The sequence below is a fragment of the Halorubrum persicum genome, assembly GCF_002727125.1.
In the GTDB taxonomy this organism is placed as follows: domain Archaea; phylum Halobacteriota; class Halobacteria; order Halobacteriales; family Haloferacaceae; genus Halorubrum; species Halorubrum persicum.
In genome coordinates this window covers 1-15,718 of record NZ_NHOA01000049.1, presented here as the reverse complement: position 1 = coordinate 15,718, position 15,718 = coordinate 1, and the positions used below count along the sequence as shown (strand labels likewise).

The 15,718-nt window shown below is 65.3% G+C and carries 19 protein-coding genes; 6 read left to right on the top strand and 13 right to left on the bottom strand.

Annotated elements, in window-relative coordinates; genetic code table 11:
• The first annotated feature begins 253 nt into the window (after nt 1-253).
• Entirely contained in the window at nt 254-517 is a 264-nt protein-coding gene (locus tag DJ69_RS07995; RefSeq protein WP_099255144.1) for a hypothetical protein, read from the top strand.
• A 217-nt stretch (nt 518-734) separates the two neighbouring features.
• Here DJ69_RS07995 and DJ69_RS07990 read toward each other — a convergent pair whose 3' ends face one another.
• The 11 genes from DJ69_RS07990 to DJ69_RS07945 all read right to left on the bottom strand — a co-directional run bounded on the left by DJ69_RS07990 (nt 735) and on the right by DJ69_RS07945 (nt 10,625).
• Entirely contained in the window at nt 735-1,124 is a 390-nt protein-coding gene (locus tag DJ69_RS07990) for a hypothetical protein (protein WP_099255143.1), read from the bottom strand.
• A 1-nt stretch (nt 1,125) separates the two neighbouring features.
• Nucleotides 1,126-1,983, bottom strand: coding sequence for a ParA family protein (locus DJ69_RS07985; RefSeq protein ID WP_099255142.1), 858 nt, complete (start codon nt 1,981-1,983; stop codon nt 1,126-1,128).
• 96 nt (nt 1,984-2,079) lie between these two features.
• Entirely contained in the window at nt 2,080-2,247 is a 168-nt protein-coding gene (locus DJ69_RS07980) for a hypothetical protein (RefSeq protein WP_218962300.1), read from the bottom strand.
• Nucleotides 2,244-2,630 carry a DUF7718 family protein gene (locus DJ69_RS07975; protein WP_099255140.1) on the bottom strand — a complete coding sequence of 129 codons (387 nt, stop codon included), beginning with the start codon at nt 2,628-2,630 and terminating at the stop codon, nt 2,244-2,246. The genes DJ69_RS07980 and DJ69_RS07975 overlap by 4 nt, the downstream gene beginning before the upstream one ends.
• Nucleotides 2,631-3,220: 590 nt before the next feature.
• Nucleotides 3,221-3,505, bottom strand: coding sequence for a hypothetical protein (locus DJ69_RS07970; RefSeq protein WP_099255139.1), 285 nt, complete (start codon nt 3,503-3,505; stop codon nt 3,221-3,223).
• 162 nt (nt 3,506-3,667) lie between these two features.
• Nucleotides 3,668-8,941, bottom strand: coding sequence for a hypothetical protein (locus DJ69_RS07965; RefSeq protein ID WP_099255138.1), 5,274 nt, complete (start codon nt 8,939-8,941; stop codon nt 3,668-3,670).
• On the bottom strand, nt 8,938-9,144 hold the full coding sequence (locus DJ69_RS07960) for a hypothetical protein (protein WP_099255137.1): 207 nt from the start codon (nt 9,142-9,144) through the stop codon (nt 8,938-8,940). Before DJ69_RS07960 ends, DJ69_RS07965 begins: the two co-directional genes overlap by 4 nt.
• Nucleotides 9,141-9,596: a hypothetical protein gene (locus DJ69_RS07955; protein WP_099255136.1), complete on the bottom strand. Its 456-nt coding sequence runs from the start codon at nt 9,594-9,596 to the stop codon at nt 9,141-9,143. Before DJ69_RS07955 ends, DJ69_RS07960 begins: the two co-directional genes overlap by 4 nt.
• Nucleotides 9,593-10,192: a hypothetical protein gene (locus tag DJ69_RS07950; RefSeq protein WP_099255135.1), complete on the bottom strand. Its 600-nt coding sequence runs from the start codon at nt 10,190-10,192 to the stop codon at nt 9,593-9,595. Before DJ69_RS07950 ends, DJ69_RS07955 begins: the two co-directional genes overlap by 4 nt.
• On the bottom strand, nt 10,189-10,353 hold the full coding sequence (locus DJ69_RS18315) for a hypothetical protein (RefSeq protein ID WP_180271760.1): 165 nt from the start codon (nt 10,351-10,353) through the stop codon (nt 10,189-10,191). Before DJ69_RS18315 ends, DJ69_RS07950 begins: the two co-directional genes overlap by 4 nt.
• On the bottom strand, nt 10,350-10,625 hold the full coding sequence (locus DJ69_RS07945) for a hypothetical protein (RefSeq protein ID WP_099255134.1): 276 nt from the start codon (nt 10,623-10,625) through the stop codon (nt 10,350-10,352). The genes DJ69_RS18315 and DJ69_RS07945 overlap by 4 nt, the downstream gene beginning before the upstream one ends.
• A gap of 435 nt (nt 10,626-11,060) precedes the next feature.
• Here DJ69_RS07945 and DJ69_RS07940 point away from each other — a divergent pair, with 435 nt between their 5' ends.
• A complete protein-coding gene (locus DJ69_RS07940) occupies nt 11,061-11,819 on the top strand; it encodes a hypothetical protein (RefSeq protein WP_099255133.1) in 759 nt (252 codons plus the stop codon).
• A gap of 256 nt (nt 11,820-12,075) precedes the next feature.
• Here the strand turns inward: DJ69_RS07940 and DJ69_RS07935 are convergent, their stop codons facing one another.
• Nucleotides 12,076-12,636, bottom strand: coding sequence for a hypothetical protein (locus DJ69_RS07935; protein ID WP_099255132.1), 561 nt, complete (start codon nt 12,634-12,636; stop codon nt 12,076-12,078).
• Nucleotides 12,633-12,899 carry a hypothetical protein gene (locus DJ69_RS07930; RefSeq protein WP_321166824.1) on the bottom strand — a complete coding sequence of 89 codons (267 nt, stop codon included), beginning with the start codon at nt 12,897-12,899 and terminating at the stop codon, nt 12,633-12,635. Before DJ69_RS07930 ends, DJ69_RS07935 begins: the two co-directional genes overlap by 4 nt.
• 165 nt (nt 12,900-13,064) lie before the next feature.
• Here DJ69_RS07930 and DJ69_RS19020 point away from each other — a divergent pair, with 165 nt between their 5' ends.
• From DJ69_RS19020 to DJ69_RS07915, 4 genes are all read left to right on the top strand, one after another.
• The gene (locus tag DJ69_RS19020; protein ID WP_275539514.1) at nt 13,065-13,190 is read left to right on the top strand and encodes a hypothetical protein; all 126 of its coding nucleotides are present in this window, start codon (nt 13,065-13,067) and stop codon (nt 13,188-13,190) included.
• Complete coding sequence (locus DJ69_RS07925) at nt 13,187-13,540, top strand: hypothetical protein (protein ID WP_099255131.1); 354 nt, start codon at nt 13,187-13,189, stop codon at nt 13,538-13,540. The genes DJ69_RS19020 and DJ69_RS07925 overlap by 4 nt, the downstream gene beginning before the upstream one ends.
• Before the next feature lie 70 nt (nt 13,541-13,610).
• Complete coding sequence (locus DJ69_RS07920) at nt 13,611-14,054, top strand: hypothetical protein (protein ID WP_099255130.1); 444 nt, start codon at nt 13,611-13,613, stop codon at nt 14,052-14,054.
• A gap of 775 nt (nt 14,055-14,829) precedes the next feature.
• Entirely contained in the window at nt 14,830-15,651 is an 822-nt protein-coding gene (locus tag DJ69_RS07915) for a recombinase family protein (RefSeq protein WP_180271759.1), read from the top strand.
• Nucleotides 15,652-15,718: the final 67 nt, after the last annotated feature.

The window sequence follows — 15,718 nt, the reverse complement described above, 5'->3', positions numbered from 1 at the left end:
ACGGTGACGGGCATCCTGACGGGAACAGAGGGTGGATATAGGGAGTGAACTAAACACCGAGATCGGCTATTGGGTGTGATTATCCAAGTAATCACACCATTTTACCCAAATCGCATGACTGCGGTGGGGTCTGAATCTTCCACATTCTGACGCTTCCAGCGAATAACCGACTCTACTATATAAGCACAAAGTGGTGAATCGGCCCAGAATGTGGGACTCAATATTGAAACATCCCCGGCCCGTACCTGATTCTGTGACACACCGTTCGGCGAAGATCGCCGCGAAGGCCGTCGAAATGTCGCTCCGGGGAGAGGAATTCACCGTCTCAGACCTTGCTCGCGACGAGTCGGACCCGCCATCGAGACAGACAATCTATCGGATCCTCGACCAACTTCGAGAGGACGACTGGCTCGTCTGTGAGGGCGACACCTGGAAGCCATTCGTCAAGCCGCGGATGCTCGCGGACGTCGACGACGACAACGACGACACTGGCCGGAGTATCGATCTGGACTGGTAACCCCCCCGTGCGATTCCATTTCCCCACGTACGCGTGCGTAAGCTCCGCGCATCTCACCAAACAGCCCCGGCCGCGAGGATCCCGTCGACAGCACCGCTCCCCCCCGACGTGAGCTTGCTTTTCGATCTACCTAGGAAAACCTCAGCATATCCTATAGGATTTCCTTTAGCTAATCATCTAGGATATCCCATAGTCGCAGCGTTCGGGGGGAAGAGCGTTAGAGGCCTTTCGCGGCGTCTTCTCGGAGAGCCTCCCGGAGGGCCTCTAAGTCCTCGCCGGCTACTTCTTGGAACCCGACGCGTAGCGTGAGCGCGAGCAGTTCACTTTTCTTTGGGTCGTCGACGTCGACGCCGAGCTCCTCGCCGAGCGCGTCGACGATCGCCTCGCGGCGGTCCGCGTGCTCCTCTTCCTCGAGTGCGGCGACGAACGCAGCGAGGGGGCCGTCCCACGCGGACAGCGCTTTCTGTCGCTCGCCGGCGTCGATCGCTTCGAGGTGCTCGGCGATACTTTCGCGGAAGGCACCGCGATCGGTCTCACCGGCGGCGGTGTCGAGACGGCTCCCGCGGTCGGTCCGTTCTCGGAGTTCCTCGAGCTCGTCGTCGTCCATTCTACGCACCCCCCAGCCGATCGACAAGCGCGCGAGCGTCAGCTTCGAACGCGTCGCGTGCGTCCTCGGCTGTCGTCGACGGCTCTTCGAGCGCGAAGGCAGTTTCCCCGCCGTCGACCGCGTTTCGAATGTCCTGCGAATACGGGATGTACTCCGGCGCGATCGCCTCGGGGTACTCCTCGCGGAACGCCTCCAGGTACTCCTCGGCGAGCTTGGTTCGGGTGTCGACTTTGTTCGGCAAGACCATAGCGAGGTCGACCTCGACGTCGAACGCCTCGACCATCTGCGTGAGGTCCTCGCGGAGTTGGTCCGCCTGCTCCGCCTCGAACGGCCCCATTTCGACCGGTGCGAGGACGTGTTTCGCCGCCCACAGCCCGGAGTAGCTCACGTTGTTCGTGAGCCCCGGCAGGTCGAGGAGCACGGCGTCGTACCCGCGAGGGTCGATGTACTCGTCGAGGAACGTCTCCAGCCGCGAGTACCGCTCAGCGGCGTCGTCGATGTTACCGAGGTCGGCGTCGAGGCTGTCTAACCCGGGGTGTGCGGGGATAAGATCCACTCCCTCGCCCGTCTCGATGACGAGGTCGTCGACAGCCGCCTCGCCGAGCTTCTCGGCGATCGCAGCCCACTCGTCTTGGAAAACAGTCGTCACGTTCGGCCACGCGTCGCCGGCGTCGATCAGCTCCCGGTACTCACCCCACACACCGAACGTCTTCGCGAGGTCGCCTTGTTTTCCCGCGAGATCGACGAGGAGTACGTCGAGGCCCTCGCGGGCGAGAGCAACGCCGAGGTGCGCTGTCGCGGTCGTCTTTCCGGTTCCGCCCTTGTCGATGAACGCAGCGAGGCGTATAGTTTCGCTCATAGGAATTCCTATAGTCGCTCCTATAGGATTCGCTGTAGGTAAAACCGCGTCAGACAAGCGGCCTGCGACACCGTACGCACCGCGGACTGAGGCGCTCTACTCGTCGACCGCGCGGTCGTCGAGGGGGTCGGGCATGGGGAGGTCCTCGACTCCGGCGTCGATCTCCTCGGCGGAGAGGTCCGACCCTTCGGCGAGGAATTCACTCACGCGGTCGCCGAGGTCTCCAACGGCGTCCTCGAACGCTTCGAGCTCGGCGTCGCTCATGGACTCCTCCCTCCAGTCGGATCCTGATTCAGATCGTGCCATTTCTCGAACCTCCGGAGCAGCGGGTCGGCGTGCTGCTCGATGTACGCGATACAGTAGCGCGGCGCGTGTGTTAAACTCACGGGTGGAAAATCGTCTTTGACGCGGGCCTTCTCACCGAATTTGTAGACGTCCATGTGAAGCCCCTCCTCGGTAATATCGTGGCCCATCGGGTTCTCCGGGTCGTGGTCGAACCGGACGACCTCCCGCCATTCGTCGTCGACGCGACGCTCCAATTGGACGACAAATCGCGTCGGGGTCCCCGCCTCCTTCACGATCTCGACGCGGAGCCGGGCGTGGGGATACTCGACCCAGTCCCGATACTCGACGCTGTTGTCACCCATCGGCGTGTCTATATTCGTGACTAGCCTCGAGGTATATGTCGGCGCCGATCGACGACCCCGAAGCGTCGAATTGGCCGACCAATTATCCCCTCGCACCCCGACCAACTCTGCTCAATTGGTCGACCAATCCTCTGATAGTTAGTCGACCAACTTCTCGGCCAATTCCTCACCGACCACCGCGGGGGGAGGGGTGGGTTGGCGTACACGCGGGCGCGTAATCGGCCGGGTGAGAAGTCGCTCGGTCCATGTCAGATCCCAGCGATCGACAGGTAGGTTTCACCAACCGAACGGCGCTACCGACCGATAACCGGTCGGTGTTCGACCTCGAGGGCGTACCTGTCGAAAACCGCACTATATCCCCCTCGTCGAGCAATTTCTCGAATACGGTGGGGTAGGCGGTGTGTCGTCGAGGTACTTTTTAGACACTCAAATCGGCCCGACCAACCTCTAGACCGTTTTCATGCCGTGAAACGGCCGTGAATATCGCGCGTTTCGTCCAAAGAAAAGAGGCGATATGAATACGAACCGGTCGGAGAAGTACCTCGACGAGCCGACTCTCAGGCGCCGAGTCGGGGGGCTGCGCGGGGGAGTCAGAACAGCGAGAGGTCGCGGTCGGTGTTGAGGCGGACCGATACCGACGTACCCGGATCGAACGCCTCGGGCGCGTTGCGCTTCACTGCCTCCTCGACGGCGCGCTCGGCGAGCTGGGATTTCGTCTTCTCGACGCGATCGTCGTCGACGTCGCCCGCGAGGAGGAGGCGCTTCTCCGCCTTCGCGGTGAGAGCGTCGTCGTCGATCGACTCGGTCACCGACACGATAACCCGGCCCCGCGAACGGCGCTTTCGGACGGTCACCGCCTCGGCTAAATCGTTCATACCCGCGTGTTGCGGCCTCTTCACTTTGAATATTCGGGCGTTAGGTGCTCATCCCCCCGGGGGTGTTGGCTGCGGATCAAGAGTGCGCGCGCGAGTCCCTCGGCTCGGTGCTGGAGCTGTCGCTTTTGAGGAGGGCGGCCGCGGGTCCCTCGGCGGGCGGAGTTAGTCCCCTGGAGCGCCTTCCACGGCGGTCGGGGAAGGTGGCGCGCCCCGCTGTCGCACCGGCGGCCCGTCGCGAGCCGTGTCCGGCGCCGGTTCACCTCCGAACACCCGGACATTCCATGTATAGTATTGGTTTAGCGGCGAGCGTCCGGGGTCAGCGTCGACGGCGTCGTCCCGGTCGGGGAGGTCGACCTCACCGGCTCCAGGTTCGTCGGCGGGTTCGTACACGTTCGCGAGGCCGTCTCCGCCGTCGACGCGCCGGATGTACCCGGCGTCGGAGAGCTCCGCGAGGACACGCCGAACCTGTCTCCGGCTCACGTCGACGGCGTCGGCGACGTCGGCGATCGTGAACTCCCCGCCGAGCCGCCGGTACTCCCGTGCGACCTTCGCCGCGGTGTCGCTCCAGGTCTCGACGACCTGGCCGCGTCCGACGACGGGGAGATCGTCCCGCAGCGCGGAGGTCCGCGCGACGACGGTCGCGCCGCTGTCGCCCCGTGCGAACCGGAGGATCGCCTGCGTCGTCTGGTCCTCTCTCATGTGCTTTAGGTAGGTGTTCGCGAGGTCGCTCCCGTAGTCGAGCTCGGAACCCCACGCGCCGTTTCGTTCGGTGTCAACCTCCTCGCCGGCGAGAGCGCAGAACCGTTCGATCGCGTCGTCGCCGTAGTGCTGCGAGCCGAGAACGGCCGCGAGGCGGTGCGCGCCGAGGTCGTTCGACCCGGTGACGTTCCCGTAGTGGTCCCACTCGGCGACGACGTCGTCGAGGCGGGCGTCGTCCTCGAGGACCTCCCGGACGGACTTCGTCGTGATCGCGGCGGGGCGGCCGACCTCGACGGCTTCCTCTCCCCGGCGTCGCGGCGCGTCGATCCCGGCGTACTCCTCGGCGATCGCCTCCAGGAGCGCGACGTCGCCGTCGGTGTCCTTCGAGCTGGGATCGCCCGAGTAGGCGCGCGGTTGGTCGGCGGCTTGGAGAACGCGCAGGTCGAGGGCGTTCTCCAAGAAGCGAGCGCGTTCGCGAGGCGTGTCGTGGATATCGTCCGTGACGACCTCCTCGCCGAGAGCAACCGACCACAGCGGCGCTCTCCCGGTCGCGTCGAGGCCGACGAGCGGGACGTCCTCGCCCCCGGCGTCGGTACGTGCGGGCGGCGTGTGGAGTCGTGCTCCGTGGCTGTTCCGGTCGAGGACGGTCACCGCGCGGTCGCCGGTGTCGGCGACGTCGACGACAGTCCCGTCGGTCGCGTCGGGATCGAAGGCCCAGCCGGAGGTGTTGATCCGCGTCGGCTGCGGCTCGACGATGTTCCCGAGGATGTGGTGCGCGTCGGGGTGAGCGTACCCGTCGTCCGCCCACGCCGCGAGGCGGCGACACCCCTCGGCGCCGCCGCGAAGAGCCGTGACGGCCGCGTCGAGGACCGCACGGGCACCGTCGCGGCGTTCGCGAGCGGCGTCGACGGCGTCCTCGACGAGCGCGCGGAGGTCGCTCGCGACGGGGAGGTCGCCGAGCTCGACGTCGCCGATCTCCGGTGTCCCCGTGCCGGCTGCGGTCGCAACCTCCAACGGTTCGCGAACGGCGCCGTCGACCCACCCGGCGAGGGCGGACCCTGGTTGCTCGGCGTCGACAGCTCCGAGCGCCGAGAGGAGCCGCCCGTACGCGTCTTCGGCGTCGGTATCGCGGTCCGTGACGGCCTCCAGCGGTTCGAGTAGCCCGAGGTCCTCCAGCGCCTCCCTGTCGACCTCGACGAGGATCTCAACGGCGTTCTCGCGAGCGTCGAGTAGTTCCTCGGTTCGGCCGAGCGCAGTGATCGCGTCGTCGATGTCGTCGTCGGCCTCGGCGGCGTCGCCGTCGAGCCAGCCCCGGACCCACCTGTCTTCCGAGAGATCGGCCTCCAGCATATCGCGGCGATCGTCGACGTGGTCACGGAGACAGCCTGCGAGCCACGTCGCGAAGTCCTCGGCGTTCTCCCCGAACTCGGAGACGAACGCCTCTCCGGGGAATTCGTCGAGGACGACCGCGCGGGGCGCCGTGTCGACGGTCCCGTCGCCGGCGCGAGAGAAGTGGGTCCGGACGCTCGCGACGTGAGCGTGTATGTAAGAGCCGACGAGAAGATCCGGGGCGTTGTCGGGGTCTTGTACACTGTTCCAGCCCTCGCTGTATTCACACTCCTCCTCCTCGTCATGCGTACATGGCAGCGGGGCGCCGAACAGTCCCTGAGCTTGGTTGTGTATCTCCTCTGGAGTGTATCCGAGTCTCCGGGCGACATGAACGGCGATCGCCCAGGCGGCGCCGTGGTCGCCCTCCGCGGTCGGACACGTCGCGCGGTTGAGTTCGACGGTATCGGCGCCCTCCTCGGTCTCCTCGAAGATGTCGGTCATGTCGACGTCGGCGGCGTCCTCCTCTTCGAGGCCGTCGAACGCCGCGGCGACAATCGACCACCGATCCCGGAGGCGGGTCTTCCCTGCCTCGCGGACGTGAGAGACCGCACCGTCGAGGACGGCCGGTCGGACGCGCTCCTCGGAGAGCACGGGGAGAATCTCCGCATCGACGCCCCACCTGTCGGCCTTTTCGAGCGCCTGCGCCTGTAGCTCCTTCCGGGGAGCGAGGTACGACAGCGGTCGGTCTCGCGCGTTCTTGACCGTCCCCGTGGTCTTCCCCGTCGCGGGGAGCGCGGTCACGACAGTCGGCTCGTCGGTGTCGGTCGCCGCCTCGCCGATAAGCGCCTCGACCTCCTCGCGGGCGAGCTCGAGTTCGTCCGGACTCACGCCGTCGAACTCTCTCGCGTCGACGAGCTCGTCGCTCGGCGGCAGCTGCGGCGTGAGTTCGCGGGCGCCGTCGGCGGCCGGTTCCCACCGCGGGAGCGGGGCGCCGTACTCGGTCCGTGCGCGGCGGTACGCCTCGGTGAAGTCCTCGCCTTCCAGCGGTTGGCGCGGGTCGGTGAGGAGGCCGCTGTCGAGCGCGACGAACCGCAGCGCGTCGACCACACGTTGCGTATCGGCGTCCCACACCGTTCCGCTCTCGTAGACGAGGACCGACTCACCACTCTCAGACTCCCGCCACGCGGGGTTTAGCGTCCGCACGGCTTCACCGGAAACCTCCTCACCCGTCCCGGTGGTCTCGCTCGCGAGGGCGTCCTCTTCCAGGTGGAAGAAGCCGACCTCGCCGATCACGTCGAGGACCGCGTCGAACTCGGCGATCGCGTCGCCCGTGGTGAGGTACTCCGGCAGCGGTGCGCCGTACTCGGTCCGGGCGAGGCCGTACGCCTCGGGGTACGCGTGGTCGAGGCCAGCGTCGCACTTCTCGACGATCCCCTCGGCGACGGCGACAGCGCGGACGACATCGACGGCGGAACCGCACTCGGGACACGCGAACGAACCGCCGTCTTGGTCGGTCCCCTGGAGGCGGTCGCCGTCGAGGTCGCTCGGCTCGACACGACCGGCGGCGCCCCACGCCCGGCGGACGTCGACGGTCGCCGACACCGACCGCGGGTCGTCGTCGTAGCCACCGGAGCCGTCTCCGCCTCGCCCGCTTACCGCCTCACGTCCCGGTTCGAGACCGTACTCCTCGGTGATATGGTCGAGTACCTGGTTGTACGCGCCGGCCGGGAGCGCTCGGTAGGTCGCCCCGTCGTGGTCCTCCCCTCCCCCGACGACGCTTCCGGTTTCACTATCGCGTCGAACAAGATCGTCGGCGTCGACGAGGCCGTCGGCAACGGCGACACCGATAAGACCGCGATACGGGACCGGATCCTCACTGCCGACGTACCTCTCCTCCTTGGCGTGCCGCCACGCCTCGAAGACCTCCCCGTCGTCGAGGCTTCCGTCGGGAGCGTCTGGGCGACGCTCTCCGGCCTCAACCAGTAGGTAGGTGAGCGCGTTGTAGCTCGCTCCGTACTTGTGGTCGGTTGCGAGCTCGTCGCTGATGACGACGAAGTAGTCTTCACTCTCACCGTGGTGTCCCAGCGGGTTCGTCCCTCGCTCGCCCTCGCTGAGGCCGGTGACGTCGGTGATATCGAGGTCGAACAGCGCCGAGCGGTCGTCGGAGGACGACACCGTCGAGGTGTCGCGGTCCTGCCCGGAGGTACGACCGCTCTCCCGGTCCATGTATGCCGGGTGTTCGGTCGCTGGCGCCGCCGAGGCGAGAACGGGAGCGAGGTCGCCGCACCACTCGATGAGATAGTCGTCGAGGTCGACCTTCGAGAGGCCGGGACGCGGCAGCTCCGCGATACGGGCGTCGACGCCCTCCTCGGTGAGGAACGCGCCTGTCGAAACGGCACCGCGAATCCCCTCCCCGTACTGAGGCAGCGTGAGCCGGTCGTTCTCGTCGATCGCGGAGGAGGGAGCCTCCGCGTCTTGAACGATGTAGACCCTCGGAACGTTGTACGATTCCAAAACGTCGAGAAGAGCCTCTCGGTCGCTTTTCTTGAACGTGGTCGTCACCGGAGAGAGCGCTGGGATCCCGTTCTGGTGGGCGGTGATCGCGTCGGCGATCCCCTCAGTGATGATGACCGGTTCGCCCTCACGGGCGGTGTCGAGGCCGTATATCGGCTCCTCGACGGCGACCTCCTCTCTCGAGACTTGGAGCTTATCGTACTTGTTACCCTTCCAGTCGGCCGGGTGGACCGGGTCCGTCGCCCGCGAGATCGCGAACACTGGGCGGCCGTCGGCGTCGAAGTACGGGAGGACATATCGCCCGCTCCAGGTCGCGTATAGGTTCCCGTCGTCTCGCTCGCCGAATAGACCCGTTGCGAGCATCTCCTCGCGACCGTGTCCGCGGTTGAACAGGTGGGTGACGAGCTCGTCGCGGTAGTTCGCCGGCGCGAACCCGAGGAGTTTCTCGTCGATAGTCTCGTCGTCCCAGCCCCGCCCGTCGCGGTAGTAGTCGCGCGCCGTGTCGTAGTCGCACTCGTCGGGGAGTTCGGTGTCTAGTTGCTGGGCGAACCAGGTGATCGCGTCGTTGAACGCATCAAGGGCGTCAGGGACGGCGGTTTCGGCGGCTTCACCCTTGGGGTCACCGGTCGAAGAACCACCTTCTCCGCTCAGTTTTTCACCCGAATCAGGCGATCCCCCGGCGTCGTCACCCTCGGCGACGCGAACGGCGGGGAATGCGCCGCCTGTGTCCTCCTCGACAAGGTCCCCGTCGGCGACGGCCTCCTCGACGAGGTCGTACGCGTCGAGAATGCCGACATCGAACACGTCGGCGACTCCCTCTGCGACGGCGCCGATCGCTGGCTCCTTGAGGTTGGTGAGGATCCGCCTCCACCCGCCGCGGTCGATCTCGGTCATGCCTCCACCTCACGCGACTCAAACCCGATATTCGGCTCACTCGCCGCCTCAACGTCCCGAGCCGTGGCCACGGTCCAACAGGTTTCGAGGTGGGCGTCGCGGTCGGTCCCCGCGCGGTCGAACGAGTCCCTCCAATCGTACTTTTTTCCACACGTCTTACAGATAGCGCGGAACTGTCGGTCGGTGGTGGCTGTGTCCGTCATTCTTCACCCCCATCGAACGCGGCGGCGACACCGCGAGCGTCGGACGGCGTCGACACAACACCGCTCGGCGTGTTCCGCTGCCGCGGCGACCCTTTAATCGAAAGCGTCCCGAGCGGCAACTCGACGCACACTCCTTCAATCTCTACGCCCTCCTCCGAGAGGTCAATCTCCGAGAGGTTTTCCTCTCGCCCCTTCGCCTCTCCACCCTCCGCCGTATACACCCACTCAACGCGAGCGTGTTCGTGGCGGAGGAGCTTCCGGACGATCGCAGGCGAGTAACTGAAGACTCGGAATCGGTCGTCGTCGCCAAAGAAAGAGAGGCCGCTCTCTTGCTCGTCGCGCTTGAGCTCAGAGCCGACCCGCTCGGCGAGGGCCTCGCGACGCTCCATGTCGTCGGGGTCAGCAACCCACCGCTCACGCTCTCCGTCCTCCTCCGTACTTTCGAGGCTCATTCGCCTTCACCTCCGAGGAAATCTGCGGCGACATCTGCGAGCTTGCTCTGGAACGGTCCGTCCGACACCGTGCCGTCCGCTCGGATCCGGTACTCACGACCGGCTTTCGTGAGCGCGAGGATGGGCTCCCCGTCGTCGCTCCGAACGTCGACGTCGCTGGTTTCCTCGAGGCGCTCCTTGAGGTCGCGAACGTCGTCGAACCCTTCCAGCGGCGATGTGGCCGCCTCCGGTGCGTCTCCTCCGTCGTCGCCGCTCGCGTCAACGTTCGCGAGCCGCCCGGGCGGGAAGGCGTACGTCGGGACGTCGATCTCGGCGAGCGGGATCGGCTCGCCACCGGTGTACTCCGGCTTGGCCTCGCCGAGGTCGTCGTCGAACGCGACGACGATCACGTCGGCCTCCGCGTCGTACTCGGGGTTGTGGTCCGCGACCGTCTCCTCGCCGACGTCCCACGCGTCGCAGCTGACCGGCGGGCAGTTGATCACGGTCGCGGTGTTCGGGTCGTCGTCCTCGCGGTCGAGGACGGTGTCGCCGAGGTCGAAGCTGTCAGCGTCAGGGAGACGCCCGCCGTCGCTGCCGGGCTGGGCCTGCGAGCTCATCGAGGCTCACCTCCCTGTTTCGTGACCGAGCCACCGATCGCGAGGACGGTCCCCGCGACGCCGGCGGCGATCGCCGGCTGCCGTCCGAGAAGGAGGAGCAGCGCTGCGGCGGCGAGGAGCCCGACACCGAGCCCCTGGCTGAAAGTGAGCAGCGCGTTCATCGTCGCCCTCCGTCTCTCGCGGCGTCCGTGTGCCTGCGCGCCTCGACCCACGCCTCGACGTCGTCACGGAGGACTGTCGGCGGCGCAGAGAGGTCTCCAGTCTCGTTCGCCCACCCGAGGACGATCGGCGCTGTCGGGTTCGGGTGATGGTCGACAAACTGAACCAACAGTTTGCCGTCGACGCCGAGTTCCGCGGCGAGCTGCCGCGTGTCGGGTCTCGCAGCCGTCTGGTTCGTCTCGTTCCTACTGTCGTATCCGGGTTGTGTGCTCATTTCGTCGGTTAACGCGTCAACGTCTCACCGACGACGAGAGTGCCGAATTGGGAACTCTGGGGCGGTGTTTTTAAGACCGTCCGGGAGAAATACCCTGTTGACGACATCACGTCGTCGGGTTCCGTACTTCGTCCCGGCTCGCCCGAGCACCCCGCCACAATCCTGCCAAAGATCATCGACGGGGTCCCCGGGCGACCGGGGACCCATCCTACTTCAGAACCGACCGAGCAGCGACGCCTGGGTTCCGAGCGTCGCTTGGTGATCGGTGCGATTTGCTCTTACCCGTATATCCGTGTGACACTACTTAAATCCCCGCCCACGACCCGCGTAAACGCTCAGTGAACGCTCTGTGAACCCGCTTAGCCGTGTAGTTCGCGGCTGTGGTGTGGAGGAGTAGTTTTATCTGATTCCCGCGGTTAACGGGAGTTAACGGGTATGAGCGAACTGATCGCGGCCAAGGCGAAAGGCGACCTACTGGAGAGGTACAAGGAAGGAAAACCCGAGGAAAGTGACGACAAAACTGAATCTGAATTCGTGCGCGAGCTCTTGGACGAGGGTCTGCGCGTTCGCCAGGAGCCTCTGTACGTTCGCCTCGGCTTGCCCAATCGCCACGCCGCTCGGCTGGAGGACTTTCGCGAGGCGGGGGAGGACGAAGAAGATGCCGTCCGCCGCGCGCTTCGCGACGCTGTCGAGAGCTGGGACGACGACGTGCTCGACACACTCGGCGCGTCCGACGAGCTTCGAGAGCGCGTCGAGGAAGCTCGGGAGGAAGGAGAGCCCTCTGAGGATGCGCTCCGACGTCTAATCCGTCAAGGGATCGAAGCTCAGGAACGCGATCTCTTCGACGCGATCGGCGCAGGGGGAGAGCTGAAGGGGCGTATCATGGAACGGTCCAAGGATGATGAGGAGCCGGACGACACCGTCCGCCGTCTCCTTCTGGAGGGCACACGACGTACCTCGCCGGTTCAGGAATCTACCCGACGCGCAGGAGGTTCAGCTGTCGCTCTCGTCTTGTTCGCACTGGTGTTTAGCTCTCTCCCCAGCGGGCTCCTCCAGACAACGCTACTCGGCTTGACAACCCTAAACACTCTCACGACAGGTGTTGGAGGCGTTCTATCGTTGGCTTGGATATTTTTCATGACCCAGTTGGTCTGGCGAGCAACGAAGGAACGGTTCGGCTCTGACAGTTCCTGAAGGGCGAGGACGGGGCGGCGCCTAAGACTCTCTCCACTGTCGCCGCCGACGGCGCGAACAGACCGCCGGTGCTGTTCCTACGCGCGCGTATCCGGACTCCGATGCGTGCGTGCCCCCCGGGAGGACGGGGAAAACCCGCAGGCGAGCACGTCGGCGCGGTACCGTGGCCGTGCCCGCGTGTGAGGTTCGTACACGCGAGCGCCGGCGTATCGCGTTTTGTGGTCGCGCCTGTGGCGAGCACGGACGCCCGTACCCGCTATTCATCCCCGACGTCGGTGAAGCAGTCGAGGCACGGTTCGTAGTGACTCTCGACAGCGCAGCGGTCGACGACCCGGTGACCGGTCCGCCCGCAAAGCGTCTCGTCTCCAGCTGGGGCGTGGTACTTCGCTCCGCCGTCGATCATTACCTCGTGGGTTGGCGAGGAGAGTCGCGGCCGATCGCGATCGTCGCGGTCGGGAGGAAACGGGACGTCGGTCGGCGACCCCGTCGGCTCCGGCGTCGCGTCGGGAGCTCGGTACGCGACTCGTGAATTCGGATCGGTCGCGAGGTACTCGAGGACCGTCTTCCAACACACACGGCATGGGGTGAGGCCGGCAAGAAGGGCCTCGTCGACGTCGACGACGTGCCAATCGTCCGAATGAACGCGCTGACACGCCGGAGCCGTGTCGTCGCTTTCGGCCTCGCCGCGGTGGAATCGCTCGGAATCGGGTTTCGCGACCGCCCGCTCAGGGAGCGCGTCGCGAGCGTTCTTGAACCGAGCGAGGAGGCCCCCGTCGACGTCGACGATCGTCCCCGCACCGCTCCGAGCGTCACTCATTCAGTTGTAGTGTCTGTCGCCTCTCGACCGTCACCGTCAGTAGCGTCTTCGCAAACAACCTCTCGCAGATCGTCGAGCAGCTCCGGATCGTGTTCGGCAAGGAGAGCGACGTCCGTCTCCAGCTGCTCTAGCCGGGATCTGAAGTACGTCCGTGTCTTGTAGCGATAGCTGTCGGACCCGTCGCCGGCGAGAGCTTCCCTCTCGCGCTCGGTAAGAAGCGCTCGACCTTCGGTCATGCTCCGCCCTTCAACGGCCTCACTCATACCTTATACGAGAAGACGCTGGGGACTTAACTTCTTGTATTGGGTAAGTGTTCTAATATCCAGTAAGATTAAGTGGCCGTGTCTTCTTGTATAGAGTAAGAAGCGCGGGTCGCCGTAGAAACGGCCGGTGGTGGGACACCGACCGCGCTTCGCTACACACGAAGCATGAACGCATTCGACGACGGCCGGAATAAATCCGGTCACGACAGTAGTATCGAGTTCGACGCCTTCGACGTCCGCCGAGGCGCCTACGACGACGCGACGGTCGCCCAGGTGGTGGAGGACCGATGAGCGACGCCGAGCGCGAGGACGTCGGGGAGATCGGCGCCGCAGACGACACCGACACGACCGCGGAGAAATGGGAAACGATGGGGCGAGAGCTCCTCCGGCGGCGGCTTAACACGACCTCGTCGGAGGCTGGCGACGCCTTCGGTGAGGTCGCGCACAAAATCAGCCGCGGCGAGGAGCCGACGAAAGCCGACGTCGACGAGCTGTACGCGCAGCTGGAGGAACTCCGGTTTGCCGTCGAGACACTCGCCGAGATCGTGCCCGGAAGCCGCCGGAAGGACCTCAACGAGTACATGACCCGCGAGGAACTGGAGAACGTCGCCGAGCGCGTCGAGAGGGACCGAGAACAGTAGCACCGCCTCCAAGCCGCCGCACCAAAGCCTAACGCCGTGGAGTTCCATTTTCGGGCGAGGTGCGCTGAAAATGAAGGCTACTGTAACCGCTCGCGACGAGCTTGAGTCGGTGACGGCGGAGGAAACGATCCGAGGGTACGACGACGAGAACACAGACACAGCGGCGCGACTGGCCGCACTCGCCGACGCGACCGACTGTGTGTACTTCGAGGGCGGGCTTCGGGACGCGGAGGGCGGTGTCGTCCGCGTCGAGTTCGTCGAGGCCGGGACGGTGTTCACCGACCTCTCCGAGGTGCTCCCCGGCTTCGAGGTCGCGGCTGTCGAGCCGCTTGTATTCGCTCCGATCGCCGCCCTTGAGGCAGCGGCCGAGCGCGGTGACGTCGACGTCGGCGAGGTAGAGGATCGGGCCGCGGTGGAGATCGTCGACGAGCTCCGCGTCGAGTTCCACGAGAAGCATGGTCTCTCTCACGACACCGACGCGGCGGCGCGGGTCGAGCTGCGGTCGGTGTCGTAACGCCTGGCTCGACGCCGATCGAACGCGCGAGAGCGACAGGTCTCACCCCGTCCCCCTCACGTTCTCATAAATACGCCCGCGCGTGGCCCGACGCTGAGAGTTGAAGCGAGAGAACCGGACGCGGTCGATCCTGAGCCGGTCCATATCTCGATACTGGAGCAAATAGCCGTCTGAGCGCTATCTCCTCCTCCCTCCCCCTGCGTTCCCGTTAACTACGCGCGCGTACGCAGCCCTCTCCGAGCCGGAGCGAGAGCTTCGACAGCGACCGATCTCGACCGTGGTCCTATATCAGATAGCCAGTTGAACACGAATGAGGCGCTTCTCACCCTCCCCCTGACGTTCCCATAGGTACGCGCGGGCGTGTAGCGCCGCTGGCGTCGGAAGCGAGAAGGCTGAACACGGGCGATCCTGAGACGGTCCATATTTCGACATTCTCAACAAATTGTTGCGAATGGCTGAGACACACCCCTCCCCCTCAGGTTCCCTTATATACGCACGCGCAGGGGCCGGCTCTCGCGCCGCTGGCGAGAGAACCGGAGACCGCCGATCTCAGGGACCGGTATTTGATCGATATATCGAAATATAGTTCGTGGGGACGAAGGCGCCCCAGAGGAACCCCGTCAGAAAATGCGAGATGAATTTGTTGACGCCGGGGTCGGTGGCCCGGCAGGTGTAGTGTTGGGGGCGTATCACTTAGAACTTTTCTAAAGGTAGTGGTATACGATGAACCGCAGTAACCCCCACTTGTTTAAGTTAGTGGCGCGTCCTCGAAAACATGAGCGAGAACGGACCCACGACCGCGGCGATCTACGCCCGGGTCTCGACGTCGGATCAGGACGTGTCTCGACAGCTCGACGAGGCGCGCGAACACCTGGAACGTCTCGGTGTGGAAGACATCGAGGAGTATCCGGAGGTCGTCTCCGGCGCCGCTGACACCGACACCCGCGAGGTCTACAACCAGCTCCTCGACGACGTCGAAACCGAGCGGTTCGACCTCGTCGTCGTTCACGAGATCAGCCGACTCTCTCGCCTCGGACCAACTGAGATTCACGAATTCATTCAACACTGCTTGGAGCACGACACTGGCGTCGAGGCCCTCGACGTCGGCTTGAAGATTCACGTCGACGACGGCGATCTCCAGCAAACGATATACAGCATGGTCGCCCGGCTGATGGGAGACCTCGCACAGATAGAACACCAGCAAAAGCTCCAGCGAATCCGATCGGGCGTCCGTGCCGCACAGTCCGCCGGAAAGTGGACGGGGAGGCCGCCGGCAGGGTTCGTCGTCGAGGACGGCTTCCTCCGCGTTGATCCCGCCGAGTTCCTACACGTCCGCGAGGCGGTCGCCCGCGTCGGCCGCGGGGAAGCCTTCGCGAAGGTCTCCAACGACACCGGTCTCGCTGAGTCGACGCTCCGGACCCTTCACCAAGATCGGCGCGACCTCTACCTCGGCGGCGAGGCGGACGACGAACGCGTCAACGAAGCACTCGACGACGTCCGACCGCTGGAGGACGCACGGACCGAGGCCCCCGACCTCGAAGCGTTGCGAGAGCGAGTGGAGCGGCTGGAGGATGCTACCAACGTCGACGACCGCTAACCCCCCTCCCCCCCTTCGGCTCCGATCCGAATCGTGCGTGCGCGTAGAACCGCCACTCGGGAGCTCA

What these genes read in the sequence shown, in the direction of transcription:
- DJ69_RS07940 (WP_099255133.1), top strand. Translation starts at nt 11,061, where the DNA reads ATGAGCGAACTGATCGCGGCCAAGGCGAAAGGCGACCTACTGGAGAGG.
- DJ69_RS07965 (WP_099255138.1), bottom strand. Translation starts at nt 8,941, where the DNA reads ATGACCGAGATCGACCGCGGCGGGTGGAGGCGGATCCTCACCAACCTC.
- DJ69_RS07955 (WP_099255136.1), bottom strand. Translation starts at nt 9,596, where the DNA reads ATGAGCCTCGAAAGTACGGAGGAGGACGGAGAGCGTGAGCGGTGGGTT.
- DJ69_RS07945 (WP_099255134.1), bottom strand. Translation starts at nt 10,625, where the DNA reads ATGAGCACACAACCCGGATACGACAGTAGGAACGAGACGAACCAGACG.
- DJ69_RS07985 (WP_099255142.1), bottom strand. Translation starts at nt 1,983, where the DNA reads ATGAGCGAAACTATACGCCTCGCTGCGTTCATCGACAAGGGCGGAACC.
- DJ69_RS07915 (WP_180271759.1), top strand. Translation starts at nt 14,830, where the DNA reads ATGAGCGAGAACGGACCCACGACCGCGGCGATCTACGCCCGGGTCTCG.
- DJ69_RS07980 (WP_218962300.1), bottom strand. Translation starts at nt 2,247, where the DNA reads ATGAGCGACGCCGAGCTCGAAGCGTTCGAGGACGCCGTTGGAGACCTC.
- DJ69_RS07960 (WP_099255137.1), bottom strand. Translation starts at nt 9,144, where the DNA reads ATGACGGACACAGCCACCACCGACCGACAGTTCCGCGCTATCTGTAAG.
- DJ69_RS19020 (WP_275539514.1), top strand. Translation starts at nt 13,065, where the DNA reads ATGAACGCATTCGACGACGGCCGGAATAAATCCGGTCACGACAGTAGT.
- DJ69_RS07950 (WP_099255135.1), bottom strand. Translation starts at nt 10,192, where the DNA reads ATGAGCTCGCAGGCCCAGCCCGGCAGCGACGGCGGGCGTCTCCCTGAC.
- DJ69_RS18315 (WP_180271760.1), bottom strand. Translation starts at nt 10,353, where the DNA reads ATGAACGCGCTGCTCACTTTCAGCCAGGGGCTCGGTGTCGGGCTCCTC.
- DJ69_RS07930 (WP_321166824.1), bottom strand. Translation starts at nt 12,899, where the DNA reads ATGAGTGAGGCCGTTGAAGGGCGGAGCATGACCGAAGGTCGAGCGCTT.
- DJ69_RS07935 (WP_099255132.1), bottom strand. Translation starts at nt 12,636, where the DNA reads ATGAGTGACGCTCGGAGCGGTGCGGGGACGATCGTCGACGTCGACGGG.
- DJ69_RS07925 (WP_099255131.1), top strand. Translation starts at nt 13,187, where the DNA reads ATGAGCGACGCCGAGCGCGAGGACGTCGGGGAGATCGGCGCCGCAGAC.
- DJ69_RS07990 (WP_099255143.1), bottom strand. Translation starts at nt 1,124, where the DNA reads ATGGACGACGACGAGCTCGAGGAACTCCGAGAACGGACCGACCGCGGG.
- DJ69_RS07975 (WP_099255140.1), bottom strand. Translation starts at nt 2,630, where the DNA reads ATGGGTGACAACAGCGTCGAGTATCGGGACTGGGTCGAGTATCCCCAC.
- DJ69_RS07920 (WP_099255130.1), top strand. Translation starts at nt 13,611, where the DNA reads ATGAAGGCTACTGTAACCGCTCGCGACGAGCTTGAGTCGGTGACGGCG.
- DJ69_RS07970 (WP_099255139.1), bottom strand. Translation starts at nt 3,505, where the DNA reads ATGAACGATTTAGCCGAGGCGGTGACCGTCCGAAAGCGCCGTTCGCGG.